18 protein-coding genes and 1 tRNA gene are annotated in these 21,937 nt (G+C 68.2%); 16 read left to right on the top strand and 3 right to left on the bottom strand.

All coding sequences use genetic code 11. The features are described 5' to 3' along the window. The first annotated feature begins 174 nt into the window (after positions 1-174). The 10 genes from hutH to FFI87_RS11145 all read left to right on the top strand — a co-directional run bounded on the left by hutH (position 175) and on the right by FFI87_RS11145 (position 12,561). Complete coding sequence (gene hutH, locus FFI87_RS11195; RefSeq protein ID WP_138847443.1) at positions 175-1,698, top strand: histidine ammonia-lyase; 1,524 nt, start codon at positions 175-177, stop codon at positions 1,696-1,698. 4 nt (positions 1,699-1,702) lie between these two features. Then, positions 1,703-2,398, top strand: coding sequence for a histidine utilization repressor (gene hutC, locus FFI87_RS11190; protein WP_011657419.1), 696 nt, complete (start codon positions 1,703-1,705; stop codon positions 2,396-2,398). Positions 2,399-2,436: 38 nt separating this feature from the next. Continuing rightward, positions 2,437-4,125, top strand: coding sequence for a urocanate hydratase (gene hutU, locus FFI87_RS11185; protein WP_012364260.1), 1,689 nt, complete (start codon positions 2,437-2,439; stop codon positions 4,123-4,125). Positions 4,126-4,127: 2 nt separating this feature from the next. Continuing rightward, entirely contained in the window at positions 4,128-4,778 is a 651-nt protein-coding gene (locus tag FFI87_RS11180) for a HutD family protein (RefSeq protein ID WP_138847444.1), read from the top strand. A gap of 4 nt (positions 4,779-4,782) precedes the next feature. Beyond that, entirely contained in the window at positions 4,783-6,006 is a 1,224-nt protein-coding gene (gene hutI, locus FFI87_RS11175) for an imidazolonepropionase (RefSeq protein WP_138847445.1), read from the top strand. A 23-nt stretch (positions 6,007-6,029) separates the two neighbouring features. Continuing rightward, the gene (locus tag FFI87_RS11170) at positions 6,030-7,406 is read left to right on the top strand and encodes a formimidoylglutamate deiminase (RefSeq protein ID WP_138847446.1); all 1,377 of its coding nucleotides are present in this window, start codon (positions 6,030-6,032) and stop codon (positions 7,404-7,406) included. A 59-nt stretch (positions 7,407-7,465) separates the two neighbouring features. Further along, complete coding sequence (gene hutG, locus FFI87_RS11165) at positions 7,466-8,263, top strand: N-formylglutamate deformylase (RefSeq protein WP_012364256.1); 798 nt, start codon at positions 7,466-7,468, stop codon at positions 8,261-8,263. Positions 8,264-8,991: 728 nt separating this feature from the next. Continuing rightward, positions 8,992-9,798 carry a gamma-glutamyl-gamma-aminobutyrate hydrolase family protein gene (locus FFI87_RS11155; protein WP_138847447.1) on the top strand — a complete coding sequence of 269 codons (807 nt, stop codon included), beginning with the start codon at positions 8,992-8,994 and terminating at the stop codon, positions 9,796-9,798. A 12-nt stretch (positions 9,799-9,810) separates the two neighbouring features. After that, positions 9,811-11,148, top strand: a complete 1,338-nt coding sequence (locus FFI87_RS11150) for a glutamine synthetase family protein (protein ID WP_138847448.1) — start codon at positions 9,811-9,813, stop codon at positions 11,146-11,148. Between the two features lie 27 nt (positions 11,149-11,175). Then, a complete protein-coding gene (locus FFI87_RS11145; RefSeq protein WP_012364252.1) occupies positions 11,176-12,561 on the top strand; it encodes an aspartate aminotransferase family protein in 1,386 nt (461 codons plus the stop codon). 152 nt (positions 12,562-12,713) lie between these two features. Here FFI87_RS11145 and FFI87_RS11140 read toward each other — a convergent pair. Together FFI87_RS11140 and FFI87_RS11135 are read right to left on the bottom strand one after the other, a co-directional pair. Further along, positions 12,714-12,788, bottom strand: a tRNA-Val gene (locus FFI87_RS11140). 82 nt (positions 12,789-12,870) lie between these two features. Next, on the bottom strand, positions 12,871-13,353 hold the full coding sequence (locus tag FFI87_RS11135) for an Lrp/AsnC family transcriptional regulator (protein ID WP_034176545.1): 483 nt from the start codon (positions 13,351-13,353) through the stop codon (positions 12,871-12,873). Between the two features lie 191 nt (positions 13,354-13,544). On the opposite strand from FFI87_RS11135, the gene FFI87_RS11130 reads away from it, so the two are divergent. The 4 genes from FFI87_RS11130 to FFI87_RS11115 all read left to right on the top strand — a co-directional run bounded on the left by FFI87_RS11130 (position 13,545) and on the right by FFI87_RS11115 (position 17,848). Beyond that, positions 13,545-14,759, top strand: a complete 1,215-nt coding sequence (locus tag FFI87_RS11130) for an amino acid aminotransferase (protein ID WP_138847449.1) — start codon at positions 13,545-13,547, stop codon at positions 14,757-14,759. Positions 14,760-14,789: 30 nt separating this feature from the next. Then, a complete protein-coding gene (locus FFI87_RS11125; protein ID WP_012364250.1) occupies positions 14,790-15,176 on the top strand; it encodes a RidA family protein in 387 nt (128 codons plus the stop codon). 99 nt (positions 15,177-15,275) lie between these two features. Next, on the top strand, positions 15,276-16,337 hold the full coding sequence (locus tag FFI87_RS11120) for a porin (RefSeq protein ID WP_186381699.1): 1,062 nt from the start codon (positions 15,276-15,278) through the stop codon (positions 16,335-16,337). A gap of 92 nt (positions 16,338-16,429) precedes the next feature. Further along, positions 16,430-17,848: an amino acid permease gene (locus FFI87_RS11115; protein WP_138847451.1), complete on the top strand. Its 1,419-nt coding sequence runs from the start codon at positions 16,430-16,432 to the stop codon at positions 17,846-17,848. A gap of 10 nt (positions 17,849-17,858) precedes the next feature. On the opposite strand, the gene FFI87_RS11110 is transcribed toward FFI87_RS11115, so the two are convergent. Further along, complete coding sequence (locus FFI87_RS11110; RefSeq protein ID WP_138847452.1) at positions 17,859-18,761, bottom strand: LysR family transcriptional regulator; 903 nt, start codon at positions 18,759-18,761, stop codon at positions 17,859-17,861. A gap of 172 nt (positions 18,762-18,933) precedes the next feature. Between FFI87_RS11110 and FFI87_RS11105 the strand changes: the two genes are divergently transcribed. Continuing rightward, complete coding sequence (locus FFI87_RS11105) at positions 18,934-20,688, top strand: acyl-CoA dehydrogenase family protein (protein ID WP_138847453.1); 1,755 nt, start codon at positions 18,934-18,936, stop codon at positions 20,686-20,688. Then, on the top strand, positions 20,685-21,914 hold the full coding sequence (locus tag FFI87_RS11100; RefSeq protein ID WP_138847454.1) for a CaiB/BaiF CoA transferase family protein: 1,230 nt from the start codon (positions 20,685-20,687) through the stop codon (positions 21,912-21,914). Before FFI87_RS11105 ends, FFI87_RS11100 begins: the two co-directional genes overlap by 4 nt. Positions 21,915-21,937 lie beyond the last annotated feature (23 nt).

The raw sequence follows: 21,937 nt of genomic DNA, 5'->3' as shown, positions 1-21,937 counted from the left end.
ATAAAAAATAATTGCAACATATGTTAATTCCCGAGCCCGGCCGGCTGCTCCCGCGGGGCCCGCCCGACATCAGGGAAACTCCCGAGTCGAAATCATTAAAAACGGGGTTGTCTAGACAAGTTCCGATGGCTACACTGCAATCCATCCCGAACTTGTCTAGACAGGATTGCTCACATGATTACGTTGACCCCCGGCCACCTGACCCTTCCGCAACTGCGCAAGATCGCTCGCGAACCCGTGCAGCTCACGCTCGACCCCGCGAGCTTCGCGAAGATCGACGCCGGCGCGAAGGCCGTCGCCGACATCGCGGCGAAGGGCGAGCCGGCATACGGCATCAACACGGGCTTCGGCCGCCTGGCCAGCACGCACATCCCGCACGACCAGCTCGAGCTCCTGCAGAAGAACCTCGTGCTGTCGCACGCGGTCGGCGTGGGCGAGCCGATGGCGCGCTCGTCGGTGCGCCTGCTGATGGCGCTGAAGCTGTCGAGCCTCGGCCGCGGCCACTCGGGCATCCGCCGCGAGGTGATGGATGCGCTGATCACGCTGTTCAACGCCGACGTGCTGCCGCTGATCCCGGTGAAGGGCTCGGTCGGCGCATCGGGCGACCTCGCGCCGCTCGCGCACATGTCGGCCGTGCTGCTCGGCGTCGGTGAAGTGTTCATCCGCGGCGAGCGCGCGAGCGCGCTCGACGGTCTGCGCGTCGCGGGCCTCGCGCCGCTGACGCTGCAGGCGAAGGAAGGCCTCGCGCTGCTGAACGGCACGCAGGCGTCGACGGCGCTGGCGCTCGACAACATGTTCTCGATCGAAGACCTGTACCGCACCGCGCTCGTCGCCGGTGCGCTGTCGGTCGACGCGGCAGCCGGCTCGGTGAAGCCGTTCGACGCACGCATCCACGAGCTGCGCGGCCATCGCGGCCAGATCGACGCGGCCGCGGCGTACCGCGACCTGCTCGACGGCTCGCCGATCAACCAGTCGCACCGCGACTGCGACAAGGTGCAGGATCCGTACAGCCTGCGCTGCCAGCCGCAGGTGATGGGCGCGTGTCTGGACCAGATGCGCCACGCGGCCGACGTGCTGCTGATCGAAGCGAACGCCGTGTCGGACAACCCGCTGATCTTCCCGGATACCGGCGAAGTGCTGTCGGGCGGCAACTTCCACGCCGAACCCGTCGCATTCGCGGCCGACAACCTCGCACTCGCCGCCGCCGAAATCGGTGCGCTGGCCGAGCGCCGCATCGCGCTGCTGATCGACGCGACGCTGTCGGGCCTGCCCCCGTTCCTCGTGAAGGACGGCGGCGTGAACTCGGGCTTCATGATCGCCCACGTGACGGCCGCCGCGCTGGCATCGGAAAACAAGACGCTCGCGCATCCGGCATCGGTCGACTCGCTGCCGACCTCGGCGAACCAGGAAGACCACGTGTCGATGGCGACGTTCGCCGCGCGCAAGCTCGCCGACATCGCGGACAACACGAAGTACATCCTCGCGATCGAACTGCTGGCCGCCGCGCAGGGCGTCGACCTGCGCGCGCCGTACCACACGAGTCCGAAGCTGGCGCCCGTGATGGAAACGATCCGCGGCCATGTGGCGCACTACGAGCTCGACCACTACTTCGCACCGGACATCGCGGTGATCGCGAAGCTCGTCGGCGAGCGCGCGTTCGCGAAGGCCGCGCCGTTCTCGTTCGCATCGGAACAGTAAGCCCATGAGCGCGCCGGTCTACCAGGAGATCAAGGATTTCATCCTGGGCCGCATTCACGCCGGCGAGTGGGCGGAGGGCGACCAGGTGCCCTCCGAGAACGAACTGGCCCGCGAGTTCAAGGTCGCGCGCATGACCGTCAACCGCGCGTTGCGCGAGTTGACGGCCGAGCAGGTGCTCACGCGCATGAAGGGCGCGGGCACCTACGTCGCGCGGCCGAAGTACGAGTCGACGCTCGTCGCGATCCGCAGCATTTCGGAAGAGGTCGACGCGCGCGGGCATGCGTACCGCGCCAGCGTGCTCGGCCTCGACACGATCCGCGCCGACGAGGCGCTCGCCGACGAGATGCAGATGGCCGTGCGCGCAACGCTGTTTTATTCGCAGGTGTTGCACTTCGAGAATGACGAACCCGTCCAGCTCGAAGAACGATGGGTGAATCCGGCGGTCGCGCCGGATTATGCCGAGCAGGATTTCACGAACACGACGCCGAACCTGTACCTGATGCGCGCGGCCCCGCTGCAGCGCGTCGAGTACCGGATCGAAGCGGCGGCTCCGGCGCCCGAGCGGCGCGAGCAGTTGCGGATGGACGACGTCGAGCCGTGTCTGGTTTTACATCGGCGTACCTGGTCGCAGGGCGTCGTCGCCTCGGTGGCGAATCTGTGGCACCCGGGCAGTCGTTATCGCTTCACCGGGCATTTCTGATTCCAATTGATCTTCACTTTCCTTCGGGAGCAGTTGTCATGAACCATCCGAAACACATCGATCCCCGTCTCGATCCGACGCGCACGATCCGCGCACCGCGCGGCAGCGAGAAGGTCTGCAAGACCTGGCTGGCCGAAGCGGCCTACCGGATGATCCAGAACAACCTGGATCCGGAAGTCGCCGAGCATCCGCATGCGCTCGTCGTGTACGGCGGCATCGGCCGCGCGGCGCGCAACTGGGAATGCTACGACCAGATCCTCGCGTCGCTGAAGGATCTCGAGGAAAACGAAACGCTGCTGATCCAGTCGGGCAAGCCGGTCGGCGTGTTCCGCACGCACACGGATGCGCCGCGCGTGCTGCTCGCGAACTCGAACCTCGTGCCGCACTGGGCGAACTGGGATCACTTCCACGAGCTCGACCGCAAGGGCCTGATGATGTACGGCCAGATGACGGCCGGTAGCTGGATCTACATCGGCAGCCAGGGGATCGTGCAGGGCACCTATGAGACGTTCTTCTCGGTCGCGAACCAGCACTTCAATGGCGACCCGTCGGGCCGCTGGATTCTGACGGGCGGCCTGGGCGGGATGGGCGGCGCGCAGCCGCTGGCCGCGACGATGGCGGGTTTCTCGATGATCGCGGTCGAATGCGACGAGACGCGCATCGACTTCCGCCTGAAGACCCGCTACGTCGACAAGAAGGCGACGACGCTCGACGAAGCGCTCGGCATGATCGACGAAGCGAAGCGCACCGGCAAGCCGGTCTCGGTCGGCCTGCTCGGCAACGCGGCCGACGTGTTCGCGGAACTCGTCAAGCGCGGCGTCACGCCGGATTGCGTGACCGACCAGACGAGCGCGCACGACCCGATCAACGGCTACCTGCCGCAAGGCTGGACCGTCGCGCAATGGCGCGAGGCGCAGAAGGTCGATCCGCAAAGCATCGTGAAGGTCGCGAAGCAGTCGATGGCCGAGCAGGTGCGCGCGATGCTGACGCTGCAGGAACGCGGCGCGGCCACGCTCGACTACGGCAACAACATCCGCCAGATGGCGCTGGAAATGGGCGTCGAGAACGCATTCGACTTCCCGGGCTTCGTGCCGGCCTATATCCGCCCGCTGTTCTGCGAAGGCAAGGGTCCGTTCCGCTGGGTCGCGCTGTCGGGCGATCCGGAAGACATCTACAAGACCGACCAGAAGGTGAAGGAGCTGATCCCCGACGACGCGCACCTGCACAACTGGCTCGACATGGCACGTGAGCGCATCGCGTTCCAGGGCCTGCCGGCACGGATCTGCTGGGTCGGCGTGAAGGATCGCTATCGTCTCGGCCAGGCGTTCAACGAGATGGTGAAGAACGGCGAACTGAAGGCCCCGATCGTGATCGGCCGCGACCACCTCGACACCGGTTCGGTCGCGAGCCCGAACCGCGAGACGGAATCGATGAAGGACGGCTCGGACGCCGTGAGCGACTGGCCGCTGCTGAACGCGCTGCTGAACACCGCGGGCGGCGCATCGTGGGTGTCGCTGCACCATGGCGGTGGCGTCGGGATGGGCTTCTCGCAGCACTCGGGCGTCGTGATCGTCGCCGACGGTACCGCCGAAGCGCACGAGCGTCTCGGGCGCGTGCTGCTGAACGATCCGGCGACGGGCGTGATGCGCCATGCGGATGCCGGCTACGAACTCGCGCAGCAGACGGCCCGCGAAGCCGGCCTGAAGCTGCCGATGCTCGGCCGCTGAGCATGACGGCGCTCGACCAGGCGCCGGTGCACGCGACACTGGCCGCCGCGATGATCCGCGCGGCGGATCTCGTTGCGTCGCCGTGGAAGAACGGCGGTGGCGTCACGCGCGAAATCGCGGCATTTTCTCCGCGGGGAACGTCCTCGGGGGCGGCACCGGGCGCCGCGCTCGATGCGTTCGCATGGCGCGTGAGCGTCGCGGACGTCGACGCGGCCGGGCCGTTCTCGCGTTTCGACGGCGTCGACCGCACACTCGTGCTGCTGTCCGGCGCGGGCATGACGCTCACGGAAGCGGGCGGCGCGCGCCATGTGCTCGATGCGCCGCTCGCCCGTGCGGATTTCGCCGGCGAAACGGCGATCGACGCGACGCTGCACGACGGCCCGACCCGCGACTTCAACCTGATGACGCGCCGCTCGGCCGCGCGTGGGACCGTCGACGTGTGGCGCGAAGGCACGCACCGCGTCGAGCGCGCCGATACCGTGCTGCTGTTCTGCGCGACCGGCGCGGTCGGCGTCGACATCGACGGCGCGCATTACGCGCTGCAGGAAATGGACACGTTGCGGCTCGACGGGCCGCGGCGTGCGTTTGACGTCGTCGTGAGCGGAGGCGGCGCGCTGCTCGCCGTGTCGCTCGCCGTCGGCGCACGGGACTGAACGCATGAAACCGACTGTCTGGCATCACCTGAGGCTGTGTCCGCACGGCCACCCCGACGAAACCATCGACGACGCGGCGATCGCCGTCGACGAAACCGGCACGATCGTGTGGCTCGGCGCGTTCTCCGCGCTGCCGCACGGTTACGCGCACTGGCAGCGCGAAGACCTGCACGGCGCGTGGGTGACGCCGGGCCTCGTCGACTGCCACACGCACCTCGTGTACGGCGGCACGCGCGCCGACGAGTTCGCGCAGCGCCTCGCCGGCGTCAGCTACGAGGAGATCGCGCGGCGGGGCGGCGGGATCGTGTCGACGGTGCGCGCGACGCGCGCGGCCGACGAGACGACGCTGTTCGTGCAGGCCGCCGCGCGTCTGCAGCCGCTGCTCGCGGAAGGCGTGAGCGCGATCGAGATCAAGTCGGGCTACGGGCTCGACCTCGCGAGCGAGCGCAAGATGCTGCGCGTCGCGCGCCAGCTCGGCGAGCGCTTCCCGGTCACCGTCTACACGACGTTCCTCGGCGCGCACGCGCTGCCGCCGGAATATGCGGGCCGCGCGGACGCATACATCGACGAAGTGTGCGAACGGATGCTGCCGACGCTGGCCGACGAAGGCCTCGTCGACGCGGTCGACGTATTCTGCGAGCGCATCGGCTTTTCGCTCGCGCAGACCGAGCGCGTGTTCGAAGCCGCGACGCGGCGCGGCCTGCCGGTGAAGCTGCACGCGGAGCAGCTGTCGAACGCGGGCGGCACCGCGCTCGCCGCGCGTTATCGCGCGCTGTCCGCCGACCACCTCGAATTTCTCGACGAAGCCGGCATCGAGGCGATGAAGGCGGCCGGCACGGTCGCCGTGCTGTTGCCCGGCGCGTACTACTTCATCCGCGAAACGCAATTGCCGCCGATCGAGCTGCTGCGCAAGCACGGCGTGCCGATCGCGCTCGCGACCGATCACAACCCCGGCACGTCGCCGCTCGAATCGCTGCTGCTGACGCTGAACATGGGCTGCACGCTGTTCCGGATGACGGTGCCCGAGGTGCTGCAGGGCGTGACGCGCCATGCGGCCGCGGCGCTCGGCCGTGCCGATCGGCACGGTGCGCTCGAGATCGGTCGCCAGGCCGATTTCGCGGTCTGGTCGGTCGGCTCGCTGGCGGAGCTCGCTTACTGGATCGGCCGTCCGCTGTGCGAGCAAGTCGTGCGCGGCGGTGCGACGGTGTTTCGCCGGATGAACGGCTAGCCTTGCAGGAGAAGAGACTCACCATGACCGAAATGACGCTGTTCGCGGACCATGCCTACCTGCCCGACGGCTGGCGCCGCAACGTGCTGCTGCGCTGGGACGCGGCCGGCACGCTGACCGACGTGACGCCCGACACCGATGCGCCGGCGGGCGTCGCGCGCGCGGCCGGCCCCGTGCTGCCCGGCATGCCGAACCTGCATTCGCACGCGTTCCAGCGCGCGATGGCGGGGCTCACCGAATACCGTGCGAATCCCGCCGACAGCTTCTGGAGCTGGCGCGACCTGATGTACCGCTTCGCGCTGAAGATCACGCCCGACGCGCTCGCGGCGATCGCGCGCTGGCTGTACGTCGAGATGCTCAAGTGCGGCTATACGTCGGTGTGCGAATTCCACTACGTGCATCACGCGCAGGACGGCTCGCGCTATCCGCAGCTCGCGGAGCTCGGCACGCGCGTGATCGACGCGGCGCGCTCGGCCGGCATCGGCATCACGATGCTGCCCGTGTCGTACCAGTTCGCCGGCTTCGGCAACAAGCCGCCGCGCGACGACCAGCGCCGCTTCATCAACACGCCGGACGGCCTGCTCGAACTGCTCGACGCGATGCGTCGCGTCGCGCCCGAGCATGGCGGGCTGCGCTACGGCGTCGCGCCGCACTCGCTGCGCGCGGTGTCCGAGAACGGGCTGCGCGTGCTGCTCGACGGCCTGCCAGACGACGCGCCGGTGCATATTCACATCGCCGAGCAGACGGCCGAAGTCGACGACTGCGTGCGTGCGTACGGCGCGCGGCCCGTGCAATGGCTACTCGATCGCTTCGACGTCGACGCCCGCTGGTGCCTCGTGCACGCGACGCACGTCGATGCGGCCGAAACGGCGGCGCTCGCGCAGCGTCGCGCGGTGGCTGGCCTGTGCCTGACCACCGAAGCGAACCTCGGCGACGGCGTGTTCCCGGCCGTCGACTATCTCGCGCAGGGCGGCGTGATCGGTGTCGGCTCGGACAGCCATGCGTCGGTCGACTGGCGCTCGGAGCTGCGCCTGCTCGAATACGGGCAGCGGCTCGTGCATCGCGCGCGCAACGTGCTCGCGAGCGACACGCACGCGCATGTCGCCGACCGGCTGTTCGACGCGTCGCTCGCCGGCGGCGCGCAGGCAAGCGGGCGGCGCATCGGTGCGCTGCGCGAAGGCTGCCGCGCCGACTGGCTCGTGCTCGATCCCGATCATCCCGCGATCGCCGAACACGGCAGCGCGGACTGGCTGTCGGGCGCGGTGTTCGCCGAACATGGCGACACGCCGGTGCTCGACGTCTACACCGGCGGCGAACGCGTCGTGAGCGGCCGCCGCCATCGCGACGAAACCGCTGCTTATGCCGGCTACCGCGCCGCGCTGGCGCAACTGCTGCGCTGACGCGCGGCACCTGGCGCACGCCGCGCGCGTGCGCCGGCAGACTTTTACGGTGAGGCGACATGACTGAACAACCGGCTGTATTCACGCTGAAGCAGGGCACGCTGCCGCTGCTGATCTCGATCCCGCACGCAGGCACCCACATCCCCGACGACATCGCCGCGACGATGACGCCCGACGCGCGCTTCGTCGACGATTGCGACTGGCATCTCGAGCGGCTGTACGGGTTTGCGGCGACGCTCGGCGCATCGATCCTCGTGCCGTCGCATGCGCGTTACGTCGTCGACCTGAACCGTCCGCCCGACAACGAGAACCTGTACCCGGGGCAGGATACGACCGGGCTCGTGCCGGTCGACACGTTCGACAAGGCGCCGTTGTATCCGCCGAACGCGCTGCCCGGCAACGACGAGATCATGCGCCGCCGCGACCGCTACTGGCGCCCGTATCACGACGCGCTGCAAGGCGAGATCGCGCGCCTGAAGCGCGAGCATGGCCGCGTGCTCGTGTGGGAAGCGCACTCGATCCGCTCGCACGTGCCGCGTTTCTTCGAAGGCCGCCTGCCGGACTTCAACTTCGGCACGTCGAGCGGCGCGAGCGCCGCGCCTGGCCTCGCCGAGGCGCTGGCCGCCTGCGTGAACGCGCACGGCGGTTATACGGCGGTCGCGAACGGGCGGTTCAAGGGCGGCTACATCACGCGTCACTACGGCGTGCCTGCAACCGGCGTCGAAGCCGTGCAGCTCGAACTGTCGCAGATCACCTACATGGAAGAGACGCGTCCGTACGCATACGACGAAGCGCGCGCCGCGCGGATCGTGCCGCTGCTGCAGACGCTCGTCGAAACCGCGCTCGCGCATCGCTGATCCGTCGGCACGCTGCGTGCGGCGGTGCGGTGATACTTTCCGCGCCGGCTTGACGGCACGCGATGCGGGCAAGCTGACGCAGCGCACAAAAACGGCATCGATCCGAACGATCGATGCCGTTTTTTTGTCTGATCGATGTCGGGGATCGGCACCTGGAAATTTGACGCAATTTTTAGGTGATATAAGCTGAATGTCAGGAAGTCGTCACGCGCACACCGGCGACGACGGCGCCGATTGGCGCCGTACCCAGCCGGAATTCGTCGCGAGGCACCTTCCCGACGTGTCGCCGTACGGCATTGCCGTCTGCGCTTCACCGCGACACGTGTCCTGTCTTCATCAGTCAGTCGAGTACGATCGTGAAAGCCGCCAGCCCTTCGATACGCCGGACCCGAAGTCCGTCGGCGGGCGCGCCGCCTCAGGCCGGGCCGATCCGGCATGCTGATCGCGGCACGCGCGCCGCCCTCATACGCGAGCCTGGTTTCGTCGCTGTGTCCCATCGCGGCCTGCGCCGCTTCAACCTCGTGACCGCGCACCTGTTCAGCGCGGTGCAGCGCGACGGCAGCGCTTCATTGTTACCCTAGTGTCCTTTTCCGTTTTCGCATCGGGTCACACTGCCGGTTGCCGCACCGTGCGCGCGGCATGATCGCGCACGCGCGCATGCCAGGCGGCGGCGGGCTTCCATCGTCTTGCGCCTCCGCACGCGTCGCGCGCTTATCGCGGAGGCGATCATGCGCGCGCGCCCGATCGTAGCCGTCACCGCCGACCGCATCCTGCGCGGCGCCCATCCGAACCACACGGCCGGCGAGAAGTATCTCGTCGCGCTGGTCGACGGCGCCGGCGCGCTGGCGTTCGTGCTGCCCGCGCTGGGTGCGCGGCAGCCGGTCGACGCGATCGTGGCGTCCGTCGACGGGCTGCTGCTGACCGGCAGCTATTCGAACGTCGAGCCGCATCACTACGGCGGCCCGGCGAGTACGCCCGACACGCTGCACGATCCCGCGCGCGATGCGACCGCGCTGCCGCTGATCCGCGCGGCGATCGATGCCGGCGTGCCGGTGCTCGCGATCTGCCGCGGGATGCAGGAGCTGAACGTCGCGTACGGCGGCACGCTGCATCAGCGGCTGCATGCGAGCCCCGGCTTTCACGACCATCGCGAGCGCGACGGCGATCCGCTCGAGCGACAGTACGGCCCCGCACACCGCATACAGCTTGCGCCGGGCGGCCTGCTGCAACGGATCGCTCGCGGCGCGCACGACGCGATGGTCAATTCGCTGCACGACCAGGGCGTCGCGCGGCTCGGCGCGGGGCTCGCGGCCGAAGCGAGCGCGCCCGACGGGCTGATCGAGGCCGTCAGCGTGCGCGGCGCGCGCGCGTTCGCGCTTGGCGTGCAGTGGCATCCCGAATGGCGTTTCGCGGAACAGCCGCTGTCGCGCGACATCTTCGCGGCATTCGGCGCGGCGTGCCGCGCGCGCATGACCCACCGCATTCGTGCGGCCGGCGGCACCATGCCGTCGCCGGCCGCATCCGACATCGACTGAACGAGGCCGATCATGCAACCCGAACTGAGCGAATTCCTGCGTCAGCACCGCATCACCGAAGTCGAGGCGATCATTCCCGACATGGCCGGCATCGCGCGCGGCAAGATCATTCCGCGCAACAAATTCGAATCCGGCGAATCGATGCGCCTGCCTCAGGCCGTGATGGTGCAGACCGTCACCGGCGACTATCCGGAGGACGGCTCGCTGACCGGCGTGACCGATCCCGACATGGTGTGCGTGCCCGATCCATCGACCATCTGCCTGATTCCGTGGGCCGTCGATCCGACCGCGCAGGTGATCCACGATTGCGTGCATTTCGATGGCTCGCCGGTCGAGATCTCGCCGCGCTACGTGCTGCGCCGCGTGCTCGACCTGTACAAGGCGAAGGGCTGGCAGCCCGTCGTCGCGCCGGAGCTCGAGTTCTACCTGGTCGATATGAACGCGGATCCCGACCTGCCGTTGCGTCCGCCGATCGGGCGCACGGGCCGCGCGGAAACCGGCCGGCAGTCGTATTCGATCGAGGCGGTCAACGAGTTCGATCCGTTGTTCGAGGACATCTACGAATACTGCGAGATGCAGGGGCTCGACATCGAGACGCTGATCCACGAAGTCGGCGCCGCGCAGATGGAGATCAACTTCGTGCACGGCGACGCGCTGTCGCTGGCCGACCAGGTGTTCCTGTTCAAGCGCACGGTGCGCGAGGCCGCGCTGCGGCACAACATGTACGCGACCTTCATGGCCAAGCCGATGGAAGGCGAGCCGGGCTCCGCGATGCACATCCACCAGAGCCTCGCCGATGTGCACACCGGCCGCAACCTGTTCGCCGAAGAGGGCGGGGTCGTGTCGCCGATGTTCCACAGCTATCTCGCGGGACTGCAGAAGTACACGCCTGCGCTGATGCCGATCTTCGCGCCGTACATCAACTCGTATCGCCGGCTGTCGCGTTTCATGGCCGCGCCGATCAACGTGCAGTGGGGCTACGACAACCGCACGGTCGGCTTCCGCATCCCGCAGTCGACGCCGGTCGCGCGGCGCATCGAGAACCGGATTCCGGGCGTCGACTGCAACCCGTACCTCGCGTTCGCGGCGACGCTCGCGGCCGGCTATCTGGGCCTCACGCAGCAGCTCGCGCCGACCGAACCGATCGCGTCCGACGGCTACGACCTGCCGTACCAGCTGCCGCGCAATCTCGAGGAGGGCATCTCGCTGATGGCCGCGTGCACGCCGCTCGCCGGCATTCTCGGTGACAAGTTCGTGAAGGCTTACCTGGCGCTGAAGGAAACCGAATACGAAGCGTTCTTCCGCGTGATCAGCTCGTGGGAACGCCGCCATCTGCTGCTGCACGTGTGAGTGTGCGGCGCTGCTTACGGAGGAAACATGACCGATCGAAACGAAGCCTTCCCGCCGCACTCGACCGCCGAATACCGCGCGCTCGACGCCGCCCACCACATCCACCCGTTCTCGGACATGGGCGCGCTGAACCGCGCGGGCAGCCGCGTGATCGTGAAGGCCGACGGCGTCTACCTGTGGGACTCGGACGGCAACAAGGTCATCGACGGGATGGCAGGCCTCTGGTGCGTGAACGTCGGCTACGGCCGCAAGGAGCTCGCCGACGCCGCGTATCGCCAGCTGCAGGAACTGCCGTTCTACAACACGTTCTTCAAGACCACGCACCCGCCGGTGATCGAGCTGTCGGCGCTGCTCGCGGAAGTCACGCCCGCCGGCTTCAACCACTTCTTCTATTGCAACAGCGGTTCGGAAGGCAACGACACCGTGCTGCGCGTCGTGCACCAGTACTGGCGCGTGCAGGGCCAGCCGCAGAAGAAGTTCGTGATCTCGCGCAAGAACGGCTACCACGGCTCGACGATCGCGGGCGGCACGCTCGGCGGGATGGGCTACATGCACGAGCAGATGCCGTCGAAGGTCGAGCACATCGTGCACATCGACCAGCCGTATTTCTTCGGCGAGGCGCAAGCCGGCGAGACGCCCGAAGCGTTCGGCCTCGCACGCGCGCAGCAGCTCGAGGCGAAGATCCTCGAACTCGGCGCGGAGAACGTCGCCGCGTTCATCGGCGAGCCGTTCCAGGGCGCGGGCGGCGTGATCTTCCCGCCGTCGACGTACTGGCCGGAAATCCAGCGGATCTGCCGCAAGTACGACATCCTGCTCGTCGCCGACGAAGTGATCGGCGGCTTCGGGCGCACCGGCGAATGGTTCGCGCACCAGCATTTCGGCTTCGAGCCGGACCTGATCACGATGGCCAAGGGCCTGACGTCGGGTTATGTGCCGATGGGTGCGGTGGGCATTCACGAGCGCATCGCGCGCCCGATCATCGACAACGGCGAATTCAATCATGGCCTCACGTACTCGGGGCACCCGGTGGCGGCAGCCGTCGCGGTTGCGAACCTGAAGCTGCTGCGTGACGAAGGGATCGTCGAGCGGGTAAAGCGCGACATCGGGCCGTATTTCCAGCGCCGGCTGCGGGAAGCGCTCGGCGATCATCCGATCGTCGGCGAGATCGCGGGAGCGGGGCTGGTCGCGGGCGTTCAGCTGGCGCGCGACCGGAGCCGGCGCGAGCGATTCGGCGCGGACGTCGATATCGGCACGATCTGCCGCGACTTCTGTTTCAACGGCAACCTGATCATGCGCGCGACAGGCGACCGGATGCTGCTGTCGCCGCCGCTCGTGATCCGGGAGGCTGAAGTCGACGAGATCGTCGACAAGGCGCGGCGTGCGTTCGACGCGACGGCGGAGCGGGTGAAGTGAGCGGTCGCGGCGCTTCGATTACTTGCCGTCGAAGCGCCGGCTCTTGAACGCGGTGGGCGAACCCGAAGCATTCGGCAGCAGAGGAGGGGCGCAGAAAAGCGACCGCAAAACGAAAAGGGCCTGCGTCGTGAGACGCAGGCCCTTGAATTCTTTGGTGGGCGGTACTGGGATCGAACCAGTGACCCCTGCCGTGTGAAGGCAGTGCTCTACCGCTGAGCTAACCGCCCAAAGAAGCTGAAATTATGTCAGAGCTTTTGGGGTTCGTAAAGCCCTTTCTGCAAATATTTTTCATGCTCGTGCAGCAATCCATCAGCCGGCCGTCGATGGCTCGACGAGATCGAGGATCGAGCCGTCGCGCTTCAGCGTCGCGAGCACGATGCTCGAATTGATCGACATCACGCCCGCCGCGCGGTGCAGCCGATTGATCACGAAGTCCGAGTAGTGGTCGAGGTCGCGCGCCCGCACCGTCAGCACGTAGTTCGAGCCGCCCGTCACGATCTGCGCGGCGATCACTTCCGGCCACGCCTGGATCGCTTCCACGAACCGGTCGTGCCACTCGGGCACGTCCGGCCGCATCGACACATGCACGAGCGCCTCGAACGCGACGCCGACCTTCTTCGGCTCGATCGTGCAGCGATACCCTGCAATGGCGCCGCGTTCCTCGAGCAACTTCACGCGCCGCAGGCACGCCGACGGCGACAGCGCGACCGCGTTCGCGAGGTCCTGATTGCTGATGCGTCCGTCCCGCTCGAGGTGCCGGAGGATCCGCATGTCGGTTCGATCCAGAGTCATTTCGCAGAATTCCGTGAATTTTGAGATGCAAGACGCAGACTCTACGGCAATCGGCGCGATTCGTCATCGAAAAGTGAAGCTCATTCTATTTCGTCCTCGATAACATGCGCCCCATGCCTCGACCGCACGGCCTGACGCGCTGTCATGCCGCCGGCCGTATCGCCGCCTTCAACACCTATCGTTTTTACGCCATGTACGAACATGTTCCCGCCTATCCGGGCGACCCGATCCTGTCGCTGTTCCAGGCGTTCCAGCAGGATGCGCATCCGCACAAGGTCAATCTCAGCATCGGCCTCTACTACGACGACGCGGGCCGCATCCCGGTGCTGGAGAGCACGCGTCTCGCGGCCGAGCGCGTGAGCCAGGCCGGCACGCCGCACACGTATCTGCCGATGGAAGGGCTCGCCGCGTACCGGCAGGGCGTGCAGCGCCTCGTGTTCGGCGCCGGCTGCGCGGCGCTCGCGCAAGGACGCATCGCGACCCTGCAGACGCTCGGCGGCTCGGGCGCGCTGCGGCTCGGCGCCGAGTTCGTGAAGCGCTATTTCCCCGACAGCGCGATCTGGATCAGCGATCCGACGTGGGACAACCATCGCGTGATCTTCTCGGCGGCCGGCCTCGACGTGCACACGTATCCGTACTACGACGAAGCGCGCAACGATCTGCGCGTCGACGCGATGCTCGCGGCGCTCGATGCGCTGCCCGCGCGCAGCATCGTGCTGCTGCAGCCGTGCTGTCACAACCCGACGGGCCTCGACCTCGGCCGCGACGCGTGGCGCGCGGTGATCGACGTGCTCGCTCGCCGCGGGCTGATTCCATTCCTCGACATGGCGTACCAGGGCTTCGGCGACGGGCTCGACGACGACGCGTGGGCTGTGCGCGCGATCGTCGAAGCGGGGCTGCCGGCGATCGTCAGCAACTCGTTGTCGAAGAATTTCTCGTTGTACGGCGAGCGTGTCGGCGGGCTATCGATCGTCTGCACGAGCGCGGGCGAAGCGGCGACTGTGCTGAGCCAGTTGCAAGCCGGCGTGCGCCGCACCTATTCGAGTCCGCCGCTGTTAGGCGCGCAACTCGTGTCGACCGTGCTGAACGACGACGTGCTGCGCGCGTGTTGGGAGGACGAAGTCGCAGCGGTGCGCGCGCGCATCAAGCGCATGCGCGGCGCGCTGAAGGCGCGGCTCGACGCGCGCCTGCCCGCGCCCGCGTTCGATGCACTCGTCACGCAGCGCGGGATGTTCAGCTATACGGGCATCGCCGCGGCCGACGTGGACCGGCTGCGTGCGTCGCACGGCGTCTACCTGCTGCGCTCGGGCCGCATGTGCATCGCCGGCCTGAACGACGCGAACGTCGACCATGTCGCGAACGCGATCGCCGACGTGCTCGGCGGCACGTCGCGCCAGGCCGCCTGAGCGGCCGATCCCGAACCGAAGGAGGACACGATGGCAGATACGATCCCGGTCGACTTGCCGCAGCTGGCCCAGCCGTTCTCGTGGGCGACCCGCGCGGGCGGGCTGATGTTTACCGGCCACGGGCCGGTCGATGCATCCGGCGCGATCGCCGGCGACACGATGACCGCGCAGGCGCGCATCACGCTTTGCAATCTCGCGAAGGCCGTCGCGGCGGCCGGCGCGACGATGGATGACGTCGCGCAGGTGCTCGTCTATCTGTCCGACGTGGAGGCGATGCCGGAATTCGACGCCGAATACCGGCGCCACTTCCGCGAACCGTATCCGAACCGCACGTGCGTGGGCGTGCAGGGCTTCGCGCATCCGGCGATGCGCGTCGAACTCGTCGCGTACGTCGCGCTGCCGGCGGCGCGCGACTAGCACCACGCCGTGTGGCGCGGCTTGCAATACCCGTATCACCAGCAAACCCCAAGAAGTGCAACAAGGATAAAGACAAGGATGGAGACGAACGTGACGAGAATGATTCGATTCGCAGTACCGACGATGGCGGGCCTGATCGCCGCGAGCGGCGCGATGGCGCAGGGCAGCGTGACGCTGTACGGCATCGTCGACCAGAGCATCCGCTACACGACGCATGCGAATGCGTCGAACGACGCGAGCGTGCAGATGGCCAACGGCGCGATCACCAACAGCCGCTGGGGCCTGAAGGGCAGCGAAGCGCTCGGCGGCGGGCTGAAGGCGATCTTCCAGCTCGAGAGCGGCTTCGAGCCGCAGAACGGGCAGCTCGACGGCGCGCTGTTCGGCCGCTACGCATATGTCGGCCTCGCGAGCGATTGGGGCACCGTGAAGCTCGGCAGGCAGGCGACCGAGGCATTCAACCTGTTCGGCGATCTCGATCCGCTGACGGTCGGCAACTACACGGCCAACATGTGGCCGTACTTCCTCACGCAGGGCCGCGCAAGCAACACCGTCAGCTACGACGGCACGTTCGGCGGGCTGGACGTCGGCGCGAGCTACGGTTTCGGCGGCGTCGCGGGCAGCCTCGGCGCGAATGCGTACTGGGGCACGCACGTGTCGTACACGCTCGGCGGACTGATGGTCGGTGCGACCTACCAGCAGGTGCGCGACCTGAACAGCCGTGCACAGCAGGCCTGGGGCGCGGGCGCACGCTACGCGTTCGGCGCGGCGACGCTGTACGCCGGCTATCTCGGCGGCATCGACCGCACGGGCATGCTCGATCGGCAACTGCTGAACGCGCCGGGCCGCGACGTGAGCTACGGTTCGTTCGCCGACAACCCGCGCCGCGACGCGATCTTCTACACCGGTGTGAGCGTGAAGGTCACGCCGGCAGTATCGGTGACGGGCGTCGCGTACTACGACGACATCCGCAACGTCAACGGCGTGGCAGGTAACGGCGGCAAGCGTTATACGGGCGTGCTCGAGGCCGAGTACGCGCTGTCGAAGGCGACGCAGGTCTACGCGACGCTCGACTACAACCGGGTGACCGGCGGCGCGTTCACCGAAATGCCCGGACGCGGCAACCAGACGGGCCTCGCGGCCGGCCTGCGCCACCTGTTCTGAGGATGCGGCGCGCGGTGGCCGGTGCGGTCCGGCACCGGCCCGTGCGCCGTCGACGTTTCGACCGGACATACGCTTTAGAACGAGGTCATTCGATGCAACCAGAAGGGCAATTCCAGCACATCGCGGCGCGCGAGCACGGTCTGCGCCGCACGCTTTCCGCACGCCAGATGGCGATGATCGCGATCGGCGGTGCGATCGGCACCGGTCTCTTTCTCGGCAGCGGGTTCGCGATCGGCTTCGCGGGCCCGAGCGTGCTCGTCAGTTACGCGATCGGCGCGTTCATCTCGCTGTTGCTGATGGGCTGTCTCGCGGAGATGACGGTCGCGCACCCGACCTCCGGATCATTCGGCGCCTACGCCGAACATTACGTGAGCCCGTGGGCCGGGTTTCTCGTGCGCTATGCGTACTGGGCGTGCATCGTGCTCGCGGTCGGCACCGAAGTCACCGCGATCGCGCTGTACATGAAGTACTGGTTCCCGGGCGTGCCGGGCTGGCTGTGGATCGTCGGCTTCTCGGCGCTGCTCGTGTTCGTCAACGCGCGCAGCGTCGACGTGTTCGGTGCGGTCGAATACGGTTTCTCGGTCGTGAAGATCGCGGCGATCGTCGGCTTCATCGTGCTCGGCGCGTACGTGGTCTTCGGCAATCCGGCGCTGGTCGGCGACGGCGCGGCGCGCGCGGGTTTCCATCATTACACCGATCATGGCGGCTTCTTTCCGAAGGGCATGTGGGGGATGTGGGTCGCGGTGATCGTGTCGATCTTCAGCTACCTGAGCATCGAGATGATCGCGGTCGCGGCGGGCGAGGCGGAAGATCCCGAGCGCGCGGTGACGCGCGCGTTCCGCTCGACGATCGTGCGGCTCGTGCTGTTCTACCTCGTCACGCTCGCACTGATGCTCGCGATCGTGCCGTGGACGGCGGCGGGGCGCGACGAGAGCCCGTTCGTGAAGGTGATGGAGGCGATCCACCTGCCGGGCGCGGCCGGGCTGATCAACTTCGTGGTACTGATCGCCGCGTTGTCCGCGATGAACAGCCAGCTCTACATCACGACGCGGATGATGTTCAGCCTGTCGCGCGCGGGCCATGCGCCGAAGGCACTCGGCGAGGTGAACGCGCGCGGCGTGCCGTTCGGCGCGCTGCTGCTGTCGACGCTCGGCATCGCGCTCGCGACGGTGCTGAGCGTGCTGTATCCGGATGCATCGTTCGCGATCATGATGTCGGTGTCGATGTTCGGTGCGCTGTTCACGTGGATGATGATCTTCGTCACGCACTACTGCTTCCGGCGGCGTCGCGCGGCGCTCGGCCTGCCGGCGCCCGCGTTCCGGATGCGCGGCTTTCCGCTGCTGACGCTGCTCGGCGCGGCGCTGATGCTCGCGGTGATGGTGACGACCTACTTCACCGCCGAATTCCACATGACGCTGATCTTCGGCATTCCGTTCCTGATCGCGCTGTCGATCGTGTACGCGGTGTGGTACCGGCGCGCGCAGCCGGTGCTGCAGCCGGACGCGAAGTAGCGGCGGCGGCTCAGCCCGCCAGCGCGGGCAGCGCGTCGATCGACGCGCGCACGTAGTCGGCAAAGCGCAGCGCGACCGGTTCGGCGGTGCCGCTGCGCTTCAGTTCCAGCGTGCGCGATTCGAACGACGTGTCCTTCAGCGGCCGGAACGCGAGCCGGTCGCTCTTCACCTGCTGCAGCACGCGCGGCACCAGCGCGATGCCCATCCCGAACTCGATCATCGACAGGATCGTCTGCCACAGCCGCGCCTCGTGACGGATCAGCGGGCTGAATCCCGCGTTCACGCATTGCGCGATGATCAGGTCGTGATAGTGCGGCGCCGCGTCGCGCGGAAACAGGATGAACGGTTCCGCGGCCAGCGCGGCGAGCGCGACCTGCCGGCGCCCCGCGAGCGGATGCGCGGCCGGCAGGCAGCACACGAACGGTTCCGCGTAGACGGGCGTCGATTCGACCTCGGGCGGGCAGTGGCCCCAGTGCGCGTAACCGAGATCGATCTGGCCGCGCTGGATCGCCTGCACCTGCGCGTGCGTGTTCATCTCGCTCAGCACGATCTCCACGCCCGGATAGTCGGCCTCGAAGCGCTGCACCGCATCGGGCAGCCCGCGATACAGCATCGAATGGACGAAGCCGATCCTCAGCCGACCCGCGAGGCCGGACGCCGAGCGCACCGTGAGACGCTCGGCCTCCGTGGCCTGCAGCAGCAGCCGGCGCGCTTCGCTGAGCAGCACCGCGCCCGCGTTGGTCAGCGCGACCGTCTTGTTGGTGCGTGAAAAGAGCTGCACGCCGAGCCCTTCCTCGAACTTGCGGATATCGAAGCTCAGCGCCGGCTGCGAGATGAACAGGCGCTTCGCCGCGCGCCCGAAATGCAGTTCCTCGGCGACCGCCACGAAGTAACGCAACTGCCGCAGTTCCATGGTGTCTCCTCCCGGCTTCGGCATCGATAAGTGCGGTCTATCGTACCGGACAAATCCTGTATTGGACGCTTATCGATCGCGCGCCTAGTCTCTGCGTAACGCCTGGCATCGGCCGCCGCGCCGCCACGATGCGGGCGCCGGCCGCCAGCCGGGCCACCATGGAGACGCATGCATGAACGACACCGCTCGCACGCCGGACGCCGGCGCATCCAACAACATCCCCGACAGCCGGGGCATCAATTTCTTCACGGCCGATCCTGATCTCGGCGCGTTGCTGAAGCTGCATCTCGGCGCCGCCCAATACGCACGACTCGAACCGCAACTGCACGCACTCGGCGCGCGTGTGTCGGGCGAGCTCGACGAATGGGCGTCGCGCGCGGACAAGCATCCGCCCGTGCTCGAACATCGCAACCGGCGCGGCGTGGCCGTGCAGCGGATCGACAAGGACCCGGCGTATGTCGCGCTCGAACGCGTCGCGTATTCGGAGCTCGGGCTCGCGGCGCTGAGCCACCAGCCCGACGCGGTGGCGCCGCTCGTCAAGTACGCGCTGACCTTCCTGTTCGTGCAGGCGGAATTCGGGCTGTGCTGCCCGGTCAGCATGACCGACTCGCTCACGCGCACGCTGCGCCGTTTCGGCGAACCGGCGCTCGTCGAGCACTACCTGCCGATGCTCGCGTCGCGCGATTTCGACACGCTGTTCCAGGGTGCGATGTTCATGACCGAGCAGGCGGCCGGCTCCGACGTCGGCCGCATCGCGACGCGCGCGGTGCACGAAACGCACGCGCAGGGCGAAGCGGTGTGGCGCCTGTACGGCGACAAGTGGTTCTGCTCGAACGCCGACGCCGATCTGGCGATGGTGCTCGCGCGGCCCGACGGCGCGCCGGACGGCATCAAGGGGCTCGCGCTGTTCCTGCTGCCGAAGACGCTGCCGGACGGCACGCGCAACCACTACCGGATCGTGCGGCTGAAGGACAAGCTCGGCAGCCGTTCGATGGCGAGCGGCGAGATCGCGCTCGAAGGCGCGCAGGCCTACCTGATCGGCGAGATCGGCCGCGGTTTTCACCAGATGGCCGACATGATCAACATGTCGCGGCTGTCGAACGGCGTGCGCGCGGCGGGGCTGATGCGGCGCGCGCTGAACGAGTCGCTGCACGTGGCCGCGCGCCGCACGGCGTTCGGCCGGACGCTGATCGAGATGCCGTTGATGCAGCGCCAGTTGATGAAGATGCTGCTGCCCGCCGAGGCCGCGCGAGCGATGTTCATGCAGATCGCGCTGCTGCTGCCGCAGGCGGATGCGGGCGACGAGCAGGCCGCCCGCTGCGTGCGCATCCTGACGCCGCTGATCAAGTTCCGCGCATGCCGCGATGCGCGCCGCGTAACGGGCGACGCGATGGAGGTGCGCGGCGGCATCGGCTACATCGAGGAATGGAGCGATGCGCGCCTTGTGCGCGACGCGCATCTCGGCTCGATCTGGGAAGGCACCAGCAACATCGTCGCGCTCGACGTCGCGCGTGCCGCCCAGCGCGAGCAGGCGCTGGACGCGCTGCGCACGTTCCTCGGCGATCGGCTCGGCGCGGCGCCGCTGCCCGACGCGAGTCGCGCGGCGCTGCGGCGTATTCTCGCGCGCGCATGCGATGCGCTCGCCCGCGTTGCGGCGGAAGGCAACGACGCGTGCGTGCGGCAGGCCGCGTCGGCGCTGTACTACGCGAGCGCGGCCGTGCTGATGGCGTGCGAGGGCGTGCGGCTCGCGCCCGACTACCGGCGCCTCGCGCTCGCGCACCTGATCGTGCGTCACAAGCTGCTGCCGGTCGATCCGTTCGCGCCGGCGTCGCGCGACGAAGAAGCGATGGCGTTCGACGCGCTGGTGCGCGGCACGCCGGTGCCGCTCGACATGGCGCTCGACCTGCTGCCGGAGGTCGAACGATGAACGCGACGAACGCGACCAACCCGACGAACGCGACACGCGGCGCACTGGACGGCCTGAAGGTCGTCGACCTGAGCCGCGTGCTCGGCGGCCCTTACTGCACGCAGGCGCTCGCCGACCACGGCGCGACGGTGATCAAGATCGAGCCGCCGGACGGCGACGAGACGCGGGGCTGGGGGCCGCCGTTCCTCGGCGACACCGCGTGGTATTTCATGGGCGTGAACCGTAACAAGGACGGGCTCGCGCTCGATCTGTCCCGCGACGAAGGGCGCGCAATCCTGTGGCGCCTGCTCGACGACGCCGACGTGCTCGTCGAAAACTTCAAGCCCGGCACGCTCGCGCGCTGGGGGATGGACTACGCGCGCGACCTGCGGCCGCGCTTCCCGCGCCTGATCCACTGCGCGGTGACCGGCTTCGGCGCGGACGGTCCGCTCGGCGGGCTGCCCGGCTACGACGCGGTGATCCAGGCGATGGCCGGGCTGATGAGCGTCAACGGCGAGCGCGACGGCGACGCGATGCGCATCGGCTTGCCGATTGTCGACATGGTCACGGGGCTCAACGCGCTTGCCGGCATCCTGCTTGCGATCGCGGAGCGCGAGAAGAGCGGGCAGGGGCAGTCGATCGACATCGCGCTGTACGACTGCGGCGTGTCGCTGCTGCATCCGCACCTGCCGAACTTCTTCGGCTCGGGGCGCGTGCCCGGGCGCAGCGGCAACGCGCATCCGAACATCGCGCCGTACGACAGCTACCGCACGGCGACGGTGCCGATGTTCCTCGCGGTCGGCAACGACCGGCAGTTCGCACGGCTCGTCGCGCATCTCGGCGCACCGGCGCTCGCCGGCGATCCGCGCTTCGTCGACAACCGCAGCCGCTGCGCGCACCGGCCCGAGCTGAAGGCCGAACTCGAGGCGCGGCTGACCGCCCATCCGTGTGAGCCGCTCGCGCGCGACCTGATGGCGGCGGGCGTGCCGTGCGGACCGGTGCGCACGGTCGCCGACGTCGCGCGCGACCCGCATGCGCTGCACCGCGAGCTGTTCGTCGAGATCGGCGCATATCGCGGCACCGCATCGCCGGTGAAGCTGTCGCGCACGCCGGCGACCTATCGCTCGTCGCCACCGGCGCTCGGCCGCGACACGCGCGCGGTGCTCGATCGCCTCGGCGTCGATCCCGCGCTCCAGCAGCAGCTGCTCGACGCCGGCGTGCTGAAGGTCGCGCCCGATGAGACGTGACGGGCCGACGGGGCCCGCGGGTG

Origin of the sequence: Burkholderia sp. KBS0801 (assembly GCF_005937855.2) — a bacterium.
In the GTDB taxonomy this organism is placed as follows: domain Bacteria; phylum Pseudomonadota; class Gammaproteobacteria; order Burkholderiales; family Burkholderiaceae; genus Burkholderia; species Burkholderia ambifaria.
The sequence above is the reverse complement of the archived record's forward strand: the minus strand, read 5'-3'. Positions and strand labels throughout refer to the sequence as shown.